Genomic DNA, 16,569 nt, shown 5'->3' on the forward strand with positions numbered 1-16,569 from the left:
AAACCGGAGTGGCGTCGCAGGGCACCGCCTAATCGGGATGCACGCAAGAGCACCCGTACCGGGAACCCGATTTTTATTGGGGTGAATCCCGCCGAATCGCGAAAGCGACGACGCGGGTAGGGCTGATCTTCCCAGCCCGAACCCGTCAGCTAACTCGGTCGGCGGATGAACGGAAGAAACGGAGCAACCCCTTCTCGTGGCGTCACATACTTCAACCCGTCAGATGCGTCGAATTCTCGTAGCAGGTGCGATCGCCGCGGGTGCGGTCGTTCTACCCGCTGCCCCCGCAATGGCGGCTCCCATCACCATCCCCGGAATCGGCACTTTCGAGGTTCCGGAAATCCCAGGTCTTCCTCCGCTGCCTGCCGAGATCCCGGGCATGCCAGGCGCGCCTGCCCCCGTGGCACCTCAGGTGACGCCGGCAGCCAAGGCCGTACAGGCCGCTGAGTCGAAGATCGGTGCGCCGTACGTCTACGGCGCAGCGGGTCCGAGTTCGTTCGATTGCTCGGGTCTCGTCCAGTGGGCCTACAAGCAGGCCGGAATCAGCCTTCCTCGTACCAGCTACGACCAGGCCGCCGCCGGTACTCCAGTGTCCATGTCGGACCTGCAGCCGGGCGACGTCGTGTCCTTCTACGGCGGTTCGCACTCCGGAATCTATGCAGGCAACGGCAACGTCATCCATGCATCGACATCGGGCGTTCCTGTGAAGGTCGCTCCCGTGTCTTCGATGCCCTCCGATGGAGCGCGTCGCTACTGATCTCCATGATCGACCCCTTCCGACAGCATCAGGTTGCAGCCGTCTTCGGCGCGCCTGATGCTGTTGGTCGTTTTGGGCCGAGATGGTCGGTCGTCACTCACTCGAATGGACTCTCGCGATACCGTTCCGTAACCTAGCCGAGTCCGTCGGTCCAGCAAAGCCGCCGGATCGTCGAGAAATGTCCGAGTTCTACGACTCGATTTCTCCCCGACAGGCCCTACTCATGGGTAGGGTTTGTTTTCCAGACGTTATCGTCGCCCAGCCGGGTGGCTGGGCGACGAAGTTCGTTCCACCGGTGCAGTTCGATCGTGTCCATCCGGTTGCGCTGATCACTTGGCCGGTTCAACAGCAAGAACGGAGACACACTTTCTCGTGGCGACACCGACAGTCAAGCGCGTCACCCGCTCCAAGCGGAGCGTTCTCGCAGCCGCAGTGCTAGCGGCGTGTCTCGTGGTCGGTCCGACTATCCCGGCCAACGCGCAGCCGGGCGTCGACAATTCGTCCGATGCTCAGACGCGTCTGGCCGATCTGTCCCGTGAGTCGGAGCAGACCACCGAGGCAATGCACAACGCCCAGATCGATCTGGACGCGAAGACAGCAGCGCAACGGGACGCCGAAGCCGCCGTCGGTTCGCACCAGGACGCCCTTACGCGCGCGCAGGCTGCACTCGCGGAACTGAAGCCTGCTGTCGACAAAGTCGCCAACGTCAACTATCAGGGTGGGCGCACCAATCGACTGTTTGCCGTCATGGTCAGCGATTCACCTCAGCAGTTGCTCGACCAGATGTCGGCTCTCGACATCATCTCGGCGGAAACCGCTCGCCAGGTGCAGCAGTTCAAGCAGGCCACAGCTGATGCCGCTGCCGCCGAGGACGCAGCACGCACCGCAGCGGAGACCGCCCGGATTGCTGCCGAACAAGCCAAGGTCGTCAGCGACGGCCTCCAGGCGAAGCAGAGCGAACTGCAGGGGCAGATGGCGGAGGTCATTGCGAGTTTCAACGCGCTGTCCAGCTCCGAGCAGGCCGACCTCGCGGGATCGCCGTTGCCCCCGGGCTTCGACCTGTCCAAGATCTTGTCGAACCTCATTCCCGGTTCGGGATCCGGAGCGTTGCAGGCTGGTCTGACCCAGGTCGGGAAGCCCTATGTATGGGGTGCGACAGGTCCCGATGGATTCGATTGTTCCGGCCTCGTCGTGTGGGCGTACAAGCAAGTCGGTAAGACACTTCCGAGATCGAGCCAGGCGCAGGCATCCGGCGGAACACCGATCGATCAGAAGGATCTCCAGCCGGGCGATGTCGTGTTGTTCTACCCGGATGCGTCCCACGTCGGGTTGTACGCGGGCAACGGCAACGTACTCCACGCATCGACCTTCGGGGTGCCGGTGAAGGTGCAGTCCATGGCGTCGTTCCCGTACTACGGCGCGCGTCGCTACTGACACTCGGTGCTGTCGATCCGCGGTGAGCGCTCTGCTGAGAAGCCTCGTTGGGCGCGCCTGGCCGTCGTTGTACTGAGCGTTCTGCTCGGACTGTCGGCGTGCAGTACCGATCCGGTGACGGACACGGAGCCCACCACGGCAACCGCGGTCAATCCGTACGAGGCACAGCGTCGCCAGGGTGTCGAGGACTTACTGCATCGGTGGGCCGATGCCGTCCGTTCGAACGACGTGGCGGCCCTCGAGAAGACGATCGATCCAGCCGCCTCTCCCGAGTTCCTGCGGTCCGAGATCCGCCGAGCTGCCAATCTCGCGTCCGTCCCGCTCGCAGATTGGGGCTACGACCTCGTCGACGAACCCGAAGTGCCGGTTCCCTCCGCGGTCGCGACTCCGCTGAACGCTGCCGACGTCTGGGCGCCATCGGTGGTTCTGCGATACGCGGTGACCGGGCCCGATACGACGCCCACTCGGCGACCGGTGGCGCTGCTGCTCGCGCAACGTGACGACGAGTGGCGGATCGTCTCGGACACAGACATTGCGGGCGTCGACCGAACGACATGGCGTGGTCCGTGGGACTTCGGGCCGGTGATCGCGAGATCGGTGTCGACTTCTGGGGGAACATCAGTGGTTCTCGGACACCCCGATCAGTCGCTGTTGATCGACCGTGTGGCGAGCGAATTGCCGTCGGCAGTCGATGCCGTGTCGGACTTCTACGGGCACGACTGGCCGCAGACCGCGCTGATCTTCACCTCCGGATCCGTCGAGGAATTCGCAGTGTCGGCGGGTCCCGCCACAGCGGGAACAGACGTCGCAGCGGTCTCCGTGTCCGACTCTGTCGTCCCGGGGCAGACCGTCACAGGGCAACGCGTGGTATTCAGTGCAGCTGCGCTGGACCGGTTGACCGACACGACGACCAGATCGGTCCTGCGGCACGAGCTGACGCATGTGGCGGCACGCTCCGCCACGGTCGACGGCTCGCCCACCTGGGTCCTCGAAGGCTTTGCCGACTACTCCGGTTACCGTGGCTCAGGGGCCGATTTCGATCGTGTCGCACCGACTTTGAGCCGCGTTGTCGCCGAGGGCGGACCTCCTACGGTCTTCCCGGAAGACTCCGACTTCGGTGCAGGAGGCGTCCGATCCACGCTTGCGTACGAGTCCGCGTGGTCCGTGTTCGCCTTCGCGGCCGCGCAGTTCGGGGAACCGGCGCTACGAAGTCTCTACGAGCAGCTTGCCACGGGTCCGAAGACCGCATCCGAGGTCGACAGCGGACTGAAGTCTGCTACCGGACTGAGCACCGGAGAGTTTCTGCAGGCCTGGGGGTCGTGGGTACTTCGACAGTCGTCCTGACTACGGTGGACCCATGCATCGGACCCTGCTGGTGACGAACGATTTCCCACCGCGTCCCGGTGGCATCCAGTCGTATCTCCACAGCTTCGCCACGCGATTTCCGGCCGACGAGTTGGTGGTCTACGCACCGCGGTGGCGCGGCGACAGCCATGTCAAGTTCGACGCACGACAGCCGTTCGAGGTCGTCCGCCATCCGACGACTTTGATGCTTCCGACGCCATTTGTCGCGAGACGGGCATGCGCGTTGGTCAAGTCGCTGGACTGCGAGTCGGTGTGGTTCGGGGCGGCAGCACCGCTGGCGGTGATGGCGCCGGTCGTGCGCCGAGCCGGGGCCGATGTCGTGATCGCCAGTACGCACGGCCATGAAGTGGGCTGGTCGATGGTGCCCGGCGGCCGGGCGACCTTGCGCGCCATCGGCAATTCCGTCGATGCAGTGACGTATGTGAGCAAGTACACCCGCGGGCGGTTCGCGTCGGCGTTCGGCCCGCGAGCCGCTCTGGAACACGTTCCGCCCGGGGTGGACACCGACAGGTTCAAGCCCGACAGCTCGGCACGTGAAGAGTTGCGGGCGCGTTATGGCCTGGGAGATCGTCCGACGGTGCTGTGCCTGTCGCGGTTGGTGCCGCGTAAGGGCCAGGACTATCTGATCCGTTCGATCCGGGGGATACGCGCAAGTATCGATGGCGCTGTGCTTGTCATCGTGGGGGGTGGGCCCTACGAGGGAACGCTTCGCGCCTTGGTCCGAAAAGAAGGTGTCGAGGATCACGTGATCTTCACCGGCACGGTACCTTCCGCGGAACTGGCTGCTCATCACACCATTGCCGACGTGTTTGCCATGCCGAGCAGAACGCGCGGAGCCGGTTTGGACGTCGAAGGGCTCGGCATCGTCTACCTCGAAGCGTCTGCGTGTGGAATCCCGGTTGTCGCCGGGCTATCCGGGGGTGCACCGGAAACAGTCCAGCAGAACAAGACCGGACTTGTGGTCGACGGTCGATCGGTCGAGCAGATCACCGATGCCATCGTGAGAATTCTGTCCGACCATGCACTGGCGGCGTCGATGGGTCACGCCGGCCGCCGTTGGGTCGAGACGAGTTGGCGTTGGGATGTTCTGGCCGGAAAGCTGCGCGCACTGCTCTAGTGGGGCGGCATCACCGGGCGTAGATTGCCTCGATCTCGTCTGCGTACGACTTGACGATCACGTTTCGCTTGAGCTTCATCGTCGGTGTCATTTCGCCGGACTCTTCGGTGAAATCGCCGGGAAGAATGCGGTACTTCTTGATGGCTTCCGCATGCGAGACGGACTTGTTGGTCTCGGCCACTGCCGCGTCGATCTCGGCGATGAGATCGACGTCCTTCGCGAGATCGGCAGCGGTGGCGTCGGCCGGTTTACCGTGCGCGGCTTTCCAACCCGACAAGGCGTCCTCGTCGAGTGTCACCAGCGCGCCGATGAACGGCTTCTGATCGCCGACGACAATGGCCTGGCTGATCAAAGCGTGCGCCCGCAACTGGTCCTCCAGCCCGGCAGGCGATACGTTCTTTCCGCCTGCCGTGACGATGAGTTCCTTCTTGCGGCCGGTGATGGTGATGTAGCCGTCTTCGTCGACGGATCCGAGATCACCGGTGCGGAACCACCCGTCGTCGAGGGACTCTGCCGTTGCTTCTTCGTTGCGCCAATATCCCGAGAACACCACGGGTCCGCGGAGTTGAATCTCGTCGTCCTGGGCGATCCGAACGGTGTTGCCGGGCAAGGGGCGCCCGACGCTGCCGACGCGCTGATTCCCGATCGTGTTCACCGCGAACGCAGCGCTGGTCTCGGTCAGGCCGTAGCCCTCGTAGATGGGCACACCGATGCCTCGGTAGAAGTGCCCGAGACGTGCACCGAGCGGGGCGCCGCCCGAAATGGCGAGCTGACACTGGCCTCCGAGAGCGGCACGTAGCTTCGCGTAGACGAGCTTGTCGAACACGGCGTGCTTGATGCGCAACACCGCTCCGACGCGGCCGTCCTGGGCCTCGCTCCAGGCCACGGCGGTATCCGCTGCAGCATCGAAGATCTTGCCTTTGCCGTCGGAGTGCGCCTTCTGCTTGGCGGTGTTGTACACCTTCTCGAATACACGCGGAACCGACAGAATGAAGTCCGGTGCGAAAGTGCCGAAAGTCGCGACGAGGTTCGGGATGTCGTTGGTATGACCGACGGCGGTGCCGGCATCGAAGGCAGCGATGGTGACGGCGCGGGCCAGCACGTGGGCCAACGGAAGGAACATCAAGGTTCGGCTGCCAGGACGAAGCAGAGCGTTCAACGATGTCTCGCGGATGCCGCGGGATTCCGCGAGCAGATTGGCGTGGGTCAGCTGCACGCCCTTGGGTCGGCCGGTCGTCCCGGATGTGTAGATCAGGGTTGCCGGATCCGACGAGCGAAGCGCAGCAACCCGCGCGTGTACTTCATCGTCGGATGTGTCCGCTCCCAATGCAGTCAGCTCGGCGATAGCGCCGGAATCGAGGGTGTCGCCGTCGATGCGGAAGGTGTGTGCAGAGCCGGTGGAGCGCTGGAAGTGGGCGGCTACGACGTCGGCGGTGTCGGCGACATGTCTGTCGGTCTCCAGTACGAGGAGGACGGGGTCGGCGTCGGAGAGGATCCACTCCACCTGGCCTGCCGAGGAGGTTTCGTAGACGGGCACGGTGACGCCGCCGGATGCCCAGATCGCGTAATCGATGATCGACCACTCGTAGCGGGTCGACGACATCAGGGCGACGCGATCACCCTGACGCACTCCTGCGGCGATCAGTCCTTTGGCGACCTTGACTACTTCGGCTGCGAACGACGCTGCGGTGACGTCGGACCAGGAGCCGTTCACGAGTCGGCGAAACGCAACCGAGTTCGGGGCGTTCGATGCGCGTGTGAACACGGTGTCGACGGCCGACTCGCTGTTTTCGACGACGAATACGGCGGGCGATGTGAACTCACGCACGGTGACCTCCAGGAAAAGAAAAGGTTAGCTCTACTCACGAGTAGCTCGGATTCGTCTCACTGTAGACCCGAGCCGGTGGGACGTTCGACCGCCTCGTGTACGCGCGGACCGGTCGATGTGTGAAGCTCATCCGATGAGCAGTATCCAAGTTGCGGATCAGACTTTCGTCGCTGTACCTGGTTCGGTGGTCGCCGAGGCGTTGTCGCATCCGGCTCGCTGGCGTGTCTGGTGGCCGGACCTACGCCTCGTGGTGACCGACGATCGTGCCGACAAGGGCATCAGGTGGGCGGTCGATGGAGCATTGACGGGAACGATGGAGGTGTGGCTCGAACCCGTCTCGGTGCTCGACGGCGTCATCCTGCACTACTTCCTCCACGCCGAGCCTGCGGGCGCGAGAACGGTTGATCTCGCAGCCGAGAACCGGCAGCGCCGGGCCGCGGGGAAGGTCATGGCGTTCGAGCTCAAACGAGGGCTGGAGGCGGGGCGCGCTGCAGGCGAGCGGCCGCAACACGCCCGCCCCTGATCGGTGGTGCGGCGCCCGTTGTGCGTCCATCGGCCATCGTGTGAGATGAATGACTAGAGATCGGCTCGTCGGGTATGTTCCCGGGCCGGAGACCGCGAGAACAGAAGGGACACCGAGTAACAGGATGGCCGAGAGAACTCAGAGGTCGATCACGGTCGACGCTCCATCCACGCGTGTGATGGACGTGATCGCAGACTTCGACGCGTATCCGACCTGGGTTTCGGCCGCAAAGTCGGTGGAGGTGTTGGCGACCGGCGCCGATGGGCGTGCGGAGCGGGTCAAGTTCGTGCTCGACGCAGGAATGGTGAAAGACACCTACGAGCTCAGCTATCAGTGGGCACCGGACGGCAACTCCGTCTCCTGGCAATTGGTGTCTGGCGAGATGCAGAAGTCCCAGACAGGTTCCTACTCGCTGAAAGAGAACGCCGACGGCGGAACCGAGGTCACCTACGAGCTGGCCGTCGACTTGAACATCCCGATGATCGGGCTGTTCAAGCGCAAGGCCGAGAAGGTCATCACCGATACGGCGCTCAAGGAACTGAAGAAGCGAGTCGAAGGCTGACCGAGGCCCGCGCCGAGGCCCACACTGCGGTCCGACTGTTCGTCGGCAAGGGCGGTGCGGGCAAGACGACACTTGCCGTCAAAGCAGCGCTCGACCACGCGCGGTCCGGACGGCGTGCGCTTGTCGTGTCCTTCGATCAGGCGCACTCGGTGGCGGACGTCCTCGGAATGCACGCCCACCGCGCCGACACAGCCGAGGTGGTGTCGATCGAGCAGGGTTTGGACGTACTCGAGCTCGATACTCTTGCCCTTGTAGTAGCGAGGTACACCGCGCTCGCGCACGTTCTGGCGTTGTCGGGGACAGGTCATGAACACGGGGTCAGGTTCGGCGCCATCGACCCCGCGGAAATCGTGGGTGCGCCGGGCGTTCAGGAACTTCTCGGTCTCCATCGCATCGTCGAGCTCGTCGACGAAAATCGTTGGGACACCGTATTCGTCGACCTTCCTCCGACGGCGGACTCGGTGCGCACGTTGCAGCTGCCCGATCTTGTGTGTGGGTATCTCGAACGGCTGTGGCCGCGGCATGACCGCATCGTTGCCGGCACCGGAACCGACCCGCGGTTGACAGTAGTAGTGGCCATGGTCGAGAGCGTCGTCGCTTCGGCCGACAGTGTTCGCGAGCTAGTGTTCGACCGCGCCAGAACGTCGGCGACGATCGTCCTCACGCCGGAGCGGGTGGGCATCGCCGAAGCGCGTCGAACCATGTCGGCCGCCGCCCTGACCGGCCTTCCTGTCGACACCGTCATGGTCAACAAGGTTCTGCCCATGCTGAATTCGGCATCGGTAGGCCTCGTCGGAGTCCATCCCGCAGTATTCTGGTTCGAGGGGTGGAGGTCGGCGCAGCAAGAAGTTCTGCGAGAAGTCGAGATCATGGCAGCCGGGATGTCGCTGGTCGTCGTGGAGCAGTCCGCTCACGAGCCGGTAGGGTTGCCGGGTCTGGGTAGTCTCGCGGCGCGGGTGGGCGCCACACAGGTGCACGAACGCGCCGGTGTGAACGAGCCGGCCGTCGCGCACGAGTCGGGTACGGGGTTGGAGTCGATCTACACGATGACCATGGTTCTTCCTCTGGTCGATCCGACGACGTTGACCCTCGGTCGTGTCGAGGACGATGTGATAGTCGGGGCGGACGGGATCCGTCGTCGGGTACGTCTGGCGTCGGTTCTGCGTAGGTGCATTGTGGTCGGCGCAGAGTTCGAGGACGCGACGCTGGTTGTCCGCTTCGCCCCGGATCCGTCGGTGTGGCCGGCGTGAGGGGCGGGCGAATAGATGGTTGACCGGCATTCCGACGTTGCTGCTGAGCTCTGGGCACTCGCCGAAACGGTGCTCACACGACTCGAGCCTGTGCTGCGCCAGGCAGTAGAAGACCAACAGCAACGTCCACAGCAAGGGTGCAGTTGGTGCCCGGTATGCGCGCTGGCGGCTCTGATGCGGGGGGAGCAGCACGACCTGCTCACTGTGGTGGCAACGGAGGGCGCCTCGGTTGTCGCGCTGCTGCGTCAACTGATGAGCGATCATGCCGAGTCGACAGGTAGTCCGTCTTCGGCCGCTGATGCGGCGGGATCGAACAACCCCGATCCCGAGGGCGATGACGCCCCGACTAGTGATGCGTTCCACAGTTCCGACCCGGATATTGCGCACGACACGGATGACCCGATAGTTCGACGAGCAAAGTTCGTACCGATTACGGTTACCGTGAAAGATCCGACCACGCCGAAAACAGGGCACTGACGAACAGGTCCTGTTCGAATCCTGGTCGGAGAGCAATGATCGGTATGCCGTGGGGGACGGCCGAGAAAGGTCGGACAATGAAACGGCGGCAAGGATCTCTGACGATCGGTATCGACGTCGGTGGCACGAGCTTGCGGGCCTCGGTCGTCGATCCTTCGGGTCAGGTCATCGATTCGACTCAGTCGCCAACTCCGCATACGGCTTCGGCGCTCGAGAAAGGGCTGGAGCGCGTAGTCCGCGAGCTTGCGGATCGGCACCCCGTCTCGGCGGTTGGTCTGGCTGTGGCGGGATTCGTCGACTCGGACCAGAAGTCGGTGAGATTCGCCCCACACCTGCCGTGGGTCAACAGCCCGGTTGCGCGTCGGATGAGCGATCGAATCGGACTTCCCGTGTTGTTGGAACACGACGCCAACTCGGCCGCCTGGGCGGAATATCGGTTCGGTGCCGCAGCCGATGGTCGCAATGTCGTCATGGTTGCAATCGGGACGGGCATCGGTGCAGCGCTCTTGATCGACGGTCGAATCTATCGCGGAAGTTACGGCGTCGCACCGGAACTCGGGCACATCCAGGTGGTTCCAGACGGACGCGCGTGTCCTTGTGGAAAGCGCGGTTGTTGGGAACGGTACTGCAGTGGAACAGCTCTCGTGGACACCGCGGTGGAAATGTTGGCCGCCGATCAGGGGTCGTCCACGATCCTCGCCCGCGACGTGTTCCTCGACCCGGGTTCGTTGACCGGTCGGCGTATAGCCTCGGCGGCGCAGGACGGTGACGAGATCGGCCTTCGGACGATGCAGGACTTCACCCGATGGCTCGGCGTCGGGCTCGCGATGGTGAGCGATATCTACGACCCTGATCTAATTGTGATCGCAGGTGGCGTCGCCACCTCGTCGAGTCAGTTCTTGAACGAAGCCACCGAGCACTGCGCGCGCCTGGTGACGGGCGCAGGGCATCGTCCGCTCGCCCGGATTCGAGCGACTCAGCTCGGTGAAGCTGCGGGCATGATCGGCGCCGCAGATCTGGCGAGGTCTGCGTTTTCGGCGTCGTCACGCTGACGCGAAATGTGAACTCTGTCGCCGTACCGCGATTGATGTGGCTGGGGTCATAAACGGTAGGTACAGTTTCCCTTGGCCAACGCTCGCCGAAACACTTTCTCTGATCAGGAAGGACGCCATGTGGTACTGGCTGTTCAAGTACGTCCTCATCGGTCCCATTCTGATTGCTCTGGGTAGACCTACTGTCGAGGGGCTCGAGAACATTCCGGCTCGGGGGCCGGTGATTCTGGCGAGCAATCACCAGGCCGTCCTCGATTCGTTCTATCTGCCGTTGAAGGTGCAGCGCCGCATCACTTTTCTGGCGAAGAGCGAGTACTTCACCGGGCCTGGCCTCAAGGGTGCATTCCAGAAGTGGTTCTTCACCGCGGTGGGCCAGGTTCCGATCGACCGAACCGGTGCAGATGCAGCGCAGGACGCGCTCAATGCCGGTGCGCGCGTGATCGAAAAAGGCAAGCTGCTCGGCATCTACCCTGAAGGAACCCGCTCACCCGACGGACGTCTGTACAAGGGCAAGACCGGAATGGCCCGGTTGGCATTGAAGACCGGTGTGCAGGTGATACCCGTTGCGATGATCGGCACCGACAAGATGAACCCAATCGGCTCGAAGGTATGGCGCCCGGCAAAGATCACGATCAAAATCGGCAAGCCGATCGACTTCTCGCGCTTCGAGGGCATGGCGGGTAATCGATTCGTCGAACGCGCTGTCACGGACGAGGTGATGTATGACTTGATGCTGCTGTCCGGTCAGGAGTACGTCGACGTCTATGCCGCCTCACTCAAGAAGACCGCCCCGGCACCGACGGCTACGTCGGACGGCCCCGAGCGGATTCCTCACACCCGGGCCAGCTGAGACGTTCTACGACTTCGAAACGGAAGAGACACTCCGCAACGGCGTGAACGCCACCACGAAGAGTGCCGCGACGCCCCACCACACGTAGGACGATGCCGCCAGCTGGTCCCACACAGGCCAACCGAGGCCCGAGGAGCGGCCGCCGGCCAGCCGCCAATGCGGCGCGAAATGAAGTAGCACGACGCCGACCCCGACGAATGCCAGTACGGCATAGCTACGTCGGCGGAATGCGAGCGTGCCGAGCGCAACGATGAACGGCACCGCCCATACCCAGTGATGTGACCACGACACAGGTGAGACGAGAAGGCCGAACATCGCGTTGACACCGAGAGCAAGCGCAGTCTGGCCGGCTGAGAACGCGGAGCGCATGGCTACGGCAGCGATGGCAAGTAGGCAGCACGACAGCAGGATCCACAGAACGGACCGCAGCGAGTCGTCGAGTCCGAACCGAGCGAGTACGCCGGTGATGCTCTGGTTCGCCGCGTAGGCGGGTCGGCCGATCCGGTCCGAATCGATGAGGGTGTCGGTCCAGTACGTGACGGAATCGGAAAATGTCGCCAGGAATCCGAGGGCCGTGAACGCGGCGAAACTCAGTCCCGAGATCACAGCGGAACGAAAGTCTTTGCGTAGCAGGAAGAACAAAACGAAAACGGCGGGCGTCAGTTTGACCGCGGCGACGAATCCGATGAGTACGCCGCGGGGCCAGGGCGTCTTGCGCGGCAGACAGTCAGCGACGACGAATGCCATCAGCATGATGTTGATCTGACCGTAGTCGAGAGTGGAGAACACCGGTTCCAGAACGAGTGAGATGGCGAAGATGCCGCCTGCTGCCCACAACAGCAGAGTTCGAGGCGCGTACCCGAGGGACCGGAGGGTGAGAACGATCGTCGCGAACAGTAGCGTCAGGGACAACGTGGTGACCAGGATGCCCGCCGAGTACAGCGATACGGCCGAGAGCGAACTGAACAGCACGGCCGCGATGGGCGGGTACGTGAACGGCAGCGTATTGCCCAACTGAGTCGGCGGCATTTCTCCGTACAGCGGCGAACCGGAGGCGAACACTCCGCCGCCGAGTCGGTAAACGTCGAGATCGATACGGTAGTAGTTACCCAGGGACGTCAGTTCCCGAAGCGGCGGCAGGCCGAAAATGTTGTATGCGATGCCTGCGAGCGATGCCAGCGCGATCACTACGCAGGCGATCACGAGTACCGCAGGCGGGAGGGTGCGCCTGGGCGCCTGCGGATGCGCAGTCGTCTCGGGTGTCGTCAACGTCGTTCCTTCTTCTTGTGTCTCGGCCCCCGGGTCGGTCGACACTCGTGCTGGTCGAGTCGTCGCGCCGGGATAGTGTGTCCTGCGTGCGTTACTTCTATGACACCGAGTTCATCGAGGATGGTCGCACAATCGAGCTGGTCTCGATCGCTGTGGTCTCCGAGGATGGTCGTGAGTTCTATGCTGTGTCCTCCGAGTTCGACCCCGAGCGCGCAGGAAAATGGGTTCGACGCAACGTTCTTCCCAAGCTGCCACCGTACTCGTCACCGCTCTGGAAGAGCAGAGCGCGAATCCGCGACGAGTTGCTCGACTTTCTCGTCCCGTTTCCAGGCGCCGACGTCGAACTGTGGGCCTGGATGGCCGCATACGACCATGTTGCATTGTGCCAACTGTGGGGTTCGATGACCGACTTGCCGCGATCGTTGCCGAGGTTCACCCGTGAGCTGCGTCAATACTGGGAGGACTGTGGCAGTCCGTACTTGCCGCCCGCACCTGACGACGCCCATGATGCGCTCGCCGATGCGCGTCACAACCTTGCCAAGTTCCAAGCCGTCGAGTCCGCGGCGAGCTGACCGACCGCAGGACGAGGGTGCCGCGCGCTGTCACCGGATCGACAACGAATATCCTGTACCGGTGAACTGGACTGTCGACGTACCCATCGAGCGCTTGCCCGACCTTCCGCCGCTGCCGGGGGTGTTGCGTCAGCAGCTCGACGACGCGCTGGCGAAGCCGGCGGCGCAGCAGCCTTCCTGGGATCCGGCGCAGGCAGCGGACATGCGCAAGGTGCTCGAGAGTGTGCCCCCCATCACTGTCGCCGGCGAAGTGGAGTCGCTGTCGGATCAGCTCGCGGCCGTCGCGCGGGGAGAGGCATTTCTGCTCCAGGGCGGCGATTGCGCCGAGACGTTCGTCGACAACACCGAACCGCACATCAAGGGCAATATCCGGACGCTTCTGCAGATGGCAGTCGTGCTCACGTACGGCGCCAGCATGCCTGTGGTGAAGGTCGGCCGGATCGCCGGGCAGTACGCCAAGCCGCGGTCGTCCGATGTGGACGCGCTGGGTCTCAAGTCGTACCGAGGCGACATGGTCAACTCGCTGGTGGCCGACGAGGCTGTGCGCCACCATGATCCGTCGCGACTCGTGCGTGCGTACGCAAACGCGAGCGCTGCAATGAACCTCGTTCGCGCGCTGACCGGCGCGGGAATGGCCGACCTGCACAAGGTGCACGACTGGAATCGCGAGTTCGTTCAGAGCTCGCCTGCCGGTGCTCGGTACGAGGCGTTGGCGGGGGAGATCGATCGCGGGCTGCGGTTCATGGACGCGTGCGGTGTCAACGACCCGAATCTGCACACTGCGCAGATCTTCGCCAGCCACGAAGCACTCGTTCTCGACTACGAGCGTGCGATGCTTCGTCTCGACAACGCCGACGCGGATCACCCCAAGCTGTACGACCTGTCGGCTCACTTTCTGTGGATCGGCGATCGAACGAGGCAGCTCGACGGCGCACACATCGCGCTCGCGGAACTCATTCACAACCCGATCGGTCTCAAGATCGGTCCGTCGACCACACCCGATATGGCTGTCGAGTACGTCGAGCGGCTCGATCCGACCAACAAGCCGGGGCGGTTGACGCTGATTTCGCGGATGGGCAACGGCAAGATCCGTGAGCTGCTCCCACCCATCATCGAGAAGGTGCAGGCGACCGGCCACCAGGTGATCTGGCAATGCGACCCCATGCACGGAAACACGCACGAGGCCTCCACTGGATACAAGACTCGGCATTTCGACCGGATCGTCGACGAGGTTCAGGGTTTCTTCGAGATCCATCGCAGCCTCGGCACCCATCCCGGTGGAATGCACGTGGAACTGACCGGTGACAACGTCACCGAATGCCTCGGTGGGGCGCAGGAAATCTCCGATCTCGATCTCGCGGGACGCTACGAGACGGCGTGTGATCCGCGGCTCAACACTCAGCAGTCACTCGAACTGGCGTTCCTGGTAGCCGAGATGCTCCGGGGCTGATCGTCGCCCGGTCACGGTAGCGACACGACAGTGACAGTGGACCCCGGGGCCACTCGGCTTCCCGGCCCTGGGTTCTGCGAGACGACGAGGGAGCCGTCGGTGTCGAACACCTGCCGTACTTGCACGCCGAGTTCGAGACGCTCCAAGGTCTCGCGTGCCGAGGCGACCGATCGGCCGAGCAACGAAGGCACCGAGATCGCGTTGGATACCTGAAGTCGAATGCTGCTTCCTGCGGTCACGCTCGTGCCGATCTCCGGCGACGTGCCGGTGACCTTGCCACCGTCGGTGTCCTCATCGAATGCGACGTCGGTCCCTTCCACCGAAATCCCGACGGAAGCCAAGGCGGCGGTGGCCTCGTCGGTCGACATGCCGGCGATGTCCGGGACATCGACCGGGGGAGCACCTTTGGAACGCAGAATCTTCACGGTGTCGCCGACCGAGAGTTCGGTGCCCGGCGGCGGGTCGAGCGCCGCTACTCCGCCGATCGGGGCCGTGGTGCTGAAGGCCTCGCCGCCGTCGACAGGGTCGAAGGTGCGCTCGCGCAACAGCTCCTGCATGTCGCCGACGGAGATGCCGGGCGCGATGTCCGGGACGCTGGGTGCTCCGAGGGAGACCAGCAGATAGACCGTATCGCCTCTCGGGACGCGCGAGCCGGTAGTCGGGTCGGTTCCGACGAGCGAATCCAACGGCGCTGTGTCGGAGTAGGTTCCACGTGTCGCGCTGGCCAGGTCTGCTGCCTCCAGCGCGCTTTCGGCGCCGAGAAGATCGAGACCCCCTACCTCGGGAACCGTCGTGTAGCGACCGGAACCCATCCACCAGCCGCCGACTCCGACGAGCGCGGCAAGCACGGCCACGACGGTCAACCAGATGACGATCGCTCGTCGCGAGCGCTGTCGGTCCGCGTCGAAATCCGGAAACTCGTAGTGGCGGCGGCCGACGGTGTGCGGTGGAACCACGTCCGGCGCAGGCGCACTGTCGCGTGCGGTCGGGGCGGTCTGTACGCGGGTGTGGTGGAGCCCGGCGTCCGAGGACACCGGTGCTGCTACCGCCTGTGTCCGCGGCGCCGGAGGTTCGGCGTTGCGATCTCCTGCGAACGTCGTCGGCGCTCCGAGGACAGCGGCGCTTCGATGCTCGGCGGATCGCCGCGGTGCCGGTACGCGGTACGCGGGTAGTTCGAGGCGCGCGCACACGGCGCGGAGTGCACGGGCCATCTCGTCGGCATTCTGGAATCTGCTCGCTGGATCGCGATTCGTCGCCCGGGAGACCAATTCGTCGAACTCGTGCGGCACGCCCGAGATGAGGCTGCTGGGACGAGCGACGTCGTTGTCGATCCGTTGATACGCGATGGACAAGGAGGTGTCTCCGCTGAACGGGGTTCGACCTGTGAGCAACTCGAACAGGACGACGCCGACGCCGTATACATCGCTGCCCGCGTTGGCGGATCCGGTCGTGACCTGTTCGGGGGATAAGTACGCCGCTGTGCCGAGAATCACGGAACTGGAGGTGGCGTTCGACGCGGCAACCGCACGGACTAGTCCGAAGTCGGCGATCTTGACGTCCCCGTAGTCGGAGATGAGGATGTTCTCGGGTTTGACATCGCGGTGGACCAGGCCTGCTCGGTGGGCTGTCCCGAGCGCGTCCAATACTGGACGGATGACGGCTGCGGCCGCATGTGGGGGCATGGGCCCGCGTTCGCGCAGTAGCTCACGCAGCGTCCCGCCTTCGACCAACTCCATGACGAGGAAGGCGTATTCGCCGTCGCGTCCATGGTCGTAGACAGCTACGAGTCCGGGATTGTTGAGCCTGGCCACCGCCCTGGCTTCGAATTCGAATCGAGCCACGAACTGGGGATCCGCGGCGAACTTGGGGTCCATGATCTTGACGGCGACCGGCCGATCGAGTCGGGTGTCGAGTGCCCGATAGACCGTGGACATGCCGCCGCGCGCGATGGGGGCGTCGATGCGGTAGCGCCGATCCAGCAACGAACCCGCAGACACGGATCCTCCGGATATCACTTCGTCAACCTCCTGAGGTAACGCTGGAGCAGGGAATTCGAGGCGCTA

General features: G+C 63.9%; 15 protein-coding genes and 1 riboswitch. Of the genes, 12 read left to right on the forward strand and 3 right to left on the reverse strand.

Annotation, left to right across the window (positions count from 1 at the left end; all coding sequences use genetic code 11):
• Positions 1-15: 15 nt before the first annotated feature.
• Positions 16-180, forward strand: a riboswitch (cyclic di-AMP (ydaO/yuaA leader).
• Positions 181-223: 43 nt separating this feature from the next.
• The 4 genes from ACODSO_RS20165 to ACODSO_RS20180 all read left to right on the forward strand — a co-directional run bounded on the left by ACODSO_RS20165 (position 224) and on the right by ACODSO_RS20180 (position 4,673).
• Positions 224-757, forward strand: a complete 534-nt coding sequence (locus ACODSO_RS20165) for a C40 family peptidase (protein ID WP_068381483.1) — start codon at positions 224-226, stop codon at positions 755-757.
• A 372-nt stretch (positions 758-1,129) separates the two neighbouring features.
• On the forward strand, positions 1,130-2,191 hold the full coding sequence (locus ACODSO_RS20170; RefSeq protein ID WP_489038506.1) for a C40 family peptidase: 1,062 nt from the start codon (positions 1,130-1,132) through the stop codon (positions 2,189-2,191).
• A gap of 6 nt (positions 2,192-2,197) precedes the next feature.
• A complete protein-coding gene (locus ACODSO_RS20175; protein ID WP_489038507.1) occupies positions 2,198-3,535 on the forward strand; it encodes a hypothetical protein in 1,338 nt (445 codons plus the stop codon).
• 13 nt (positions 3,536-3,548) lie between these two features.
• On the forward strand, positions 3,549-4,673 hold the full coding sequence (locus tag ACODSO_RS20180; protein WP_489038508.1) for a glycosyltransferase family 4 protein: 1,125 nt from the start codon (positions 3,549-3,551) through the stop codon (positions 4,671-4,673).
• Between the two features lie 10 nt (positions 4,674-4,683).
• Here ACODSO_RS20180 and ACODSO_RS20185 read toward each other — a convergent pair whose 3' ends face one another.
• Positions 4,684-6,501 carry an AMP-dependent synthetase/ligase gene (locus tag ACODSO_RS20185; protein ID WP_489038509.1) on the reverse strand — a complete coding sequence of 606 codons (1,818 nt, stop codon included), beginning with the start codon at positions 6,499-6,501 and terminating at the stop codon, positions 4,684-4,686.
• 133 nt (positions 6,502-6,634) lie between these two features.
• Here ACODSO_RS20185 and ACODSO_RS20190 point away from each other — a divergent pair, with 133 nt between their 5' ends.
• From ACODSO_RS20190 to ACODSO_RS20215, 6 genes are all read left to right on the forward strand, one after another.
• Entirely contained in the window at positions 6,635-7,024 is a 390-nt protein-coding gene (locus ACODSO_RS20190) for a polyketide cyclase / dehydrase and lipid transport (RefSeq protein WP_489038510.1), read from the forward strand.
• A gap of 124 nt (positions 7,025-7,148) precedes the next feature.
• On the forward strand, positions 7,149-7,586 hold the full coding sequence (locus ACODSO_RS20195; protein WP_068381462.1) for an SRPBCC family protein: 438 nt from the start codon (positions 7,149-7,151) through the stop codon (positions 7,584-7,586).
• Between the two features lie 35 nt (positions 7,587-7,621).
• On the forward strand, positions 7,622-8,836 hold the full coding sequence (locus ACODSO_RS20200; protein WP_489038545.1) for an ArsA family ATPase: 1,215 nt from the start codon (positions 7,622-7,624) through the stop codon (positions 8,834-8,836).
• A 15-nt stretch (positions 8,837-8,851) separates the two neighbouring features.
• The gene (locus ACODSO_RS20205; RefSeq protein WP_489038511.1) at positions 8,852-9,313 is read left to right on the forward strand and encodes a hypothetical protein; all 462 of its coding nucleotides are present in this window, start codon (positions 8,852-8,854) and stop codon (positions 9,311-9,313) included.
• 77 nt (positions 9,314-9,390) lie between these two features.
• On the forward strand, positions 9,391-10,365 hold the full coding sequence (locus tag ACODSO_RS20210) for an ROK family protein (RefSeq protein ID WP_489038512.1): 975 nt from the start codon (positions 9,391-9,393) through the stop codon (positions 10,363-10,365).
• Between the two features lie 118 nt (positions 10,366-10,483).
• On the forward strand, positions 10,484-11,215 hold the full coding sequence (locus tag ACODSO_RS20215; RefSeq protein WP_068381458.1) for a lysophospholipid acyltransferase family protein: 732 nt from the start codon (positions 10,484-10,486) through the stop codon (positions 11,213-11,215).
• Positions 11,216-11,221: 6 nt separating this feature from the next.
• Here ACODSO_RS20215 and ACODSO_RS20220 read toward each other — a convergent pair whose 3' ends face one another.
• Entirely contained in the window at positions 11,222-12,484 is a 1,263-nt protein-coding gene (locus ACODSO_RS20220) for a glycosyltransferase 87 family protein (RefSeq protein ID WP_489038514.1), read from the reverse strand.
• An 86-nt stretch (positions 12,485-12,570) separates the two neighbouring features.
• Between ACODSO_RS20220 and ACODSO_RS20225 the strand changes: the two genes are divergently transcribed.
• Positions 12,571-13,056: a polyadenylate-specific 3'-exoribonuclease AS gene (locus tag ACODSO_RS20225; protein ID WP_068381467.1), complete on the forward strand. Its 486-nt coding sequence runs from the start codon at positions 12,571-12,573 to the stop codon at positions 13,054-13,056.
• Between the two features lie 61 nt (positions 13,057-13,117).
• Positions 13,118-14,506 (forward strand): class II 3-deoxy-7-phosphoheptulonate synthase, encoded by a 1,389-nt coding sequence (locus ACODSO_RS20230; protein WP_068381455.1) that lies wholly within the window; start codon positions 13,118-13,120, stop codon positions 14,504-14,506.
• 11 nt (positions 14,507-14,517) lie between these two features.
• Here the strand turns inward: ACODSO_RS20230 and pknB are convergent, their stop codons facing one another.
• Positions 14,518-16,521: a Stk1 family PASTA domain-containing Ser/Thr kinase gene (gene pknB, locus ACODSO_RS20235; RefSeq protein WP_489038515.1), complete on the reverse strand. Its 2,004-nt coding sequence runs from the start codon at positions 16,519-16,521 to the stop codon at positions 14,518-14,520.
• Positions 16,522-16,569: the final 48 nt, after the last annotated feature.

The sequence above is a fragment of the Rhodococcus sp. FG69 genome, assembly GCF_057808915.1.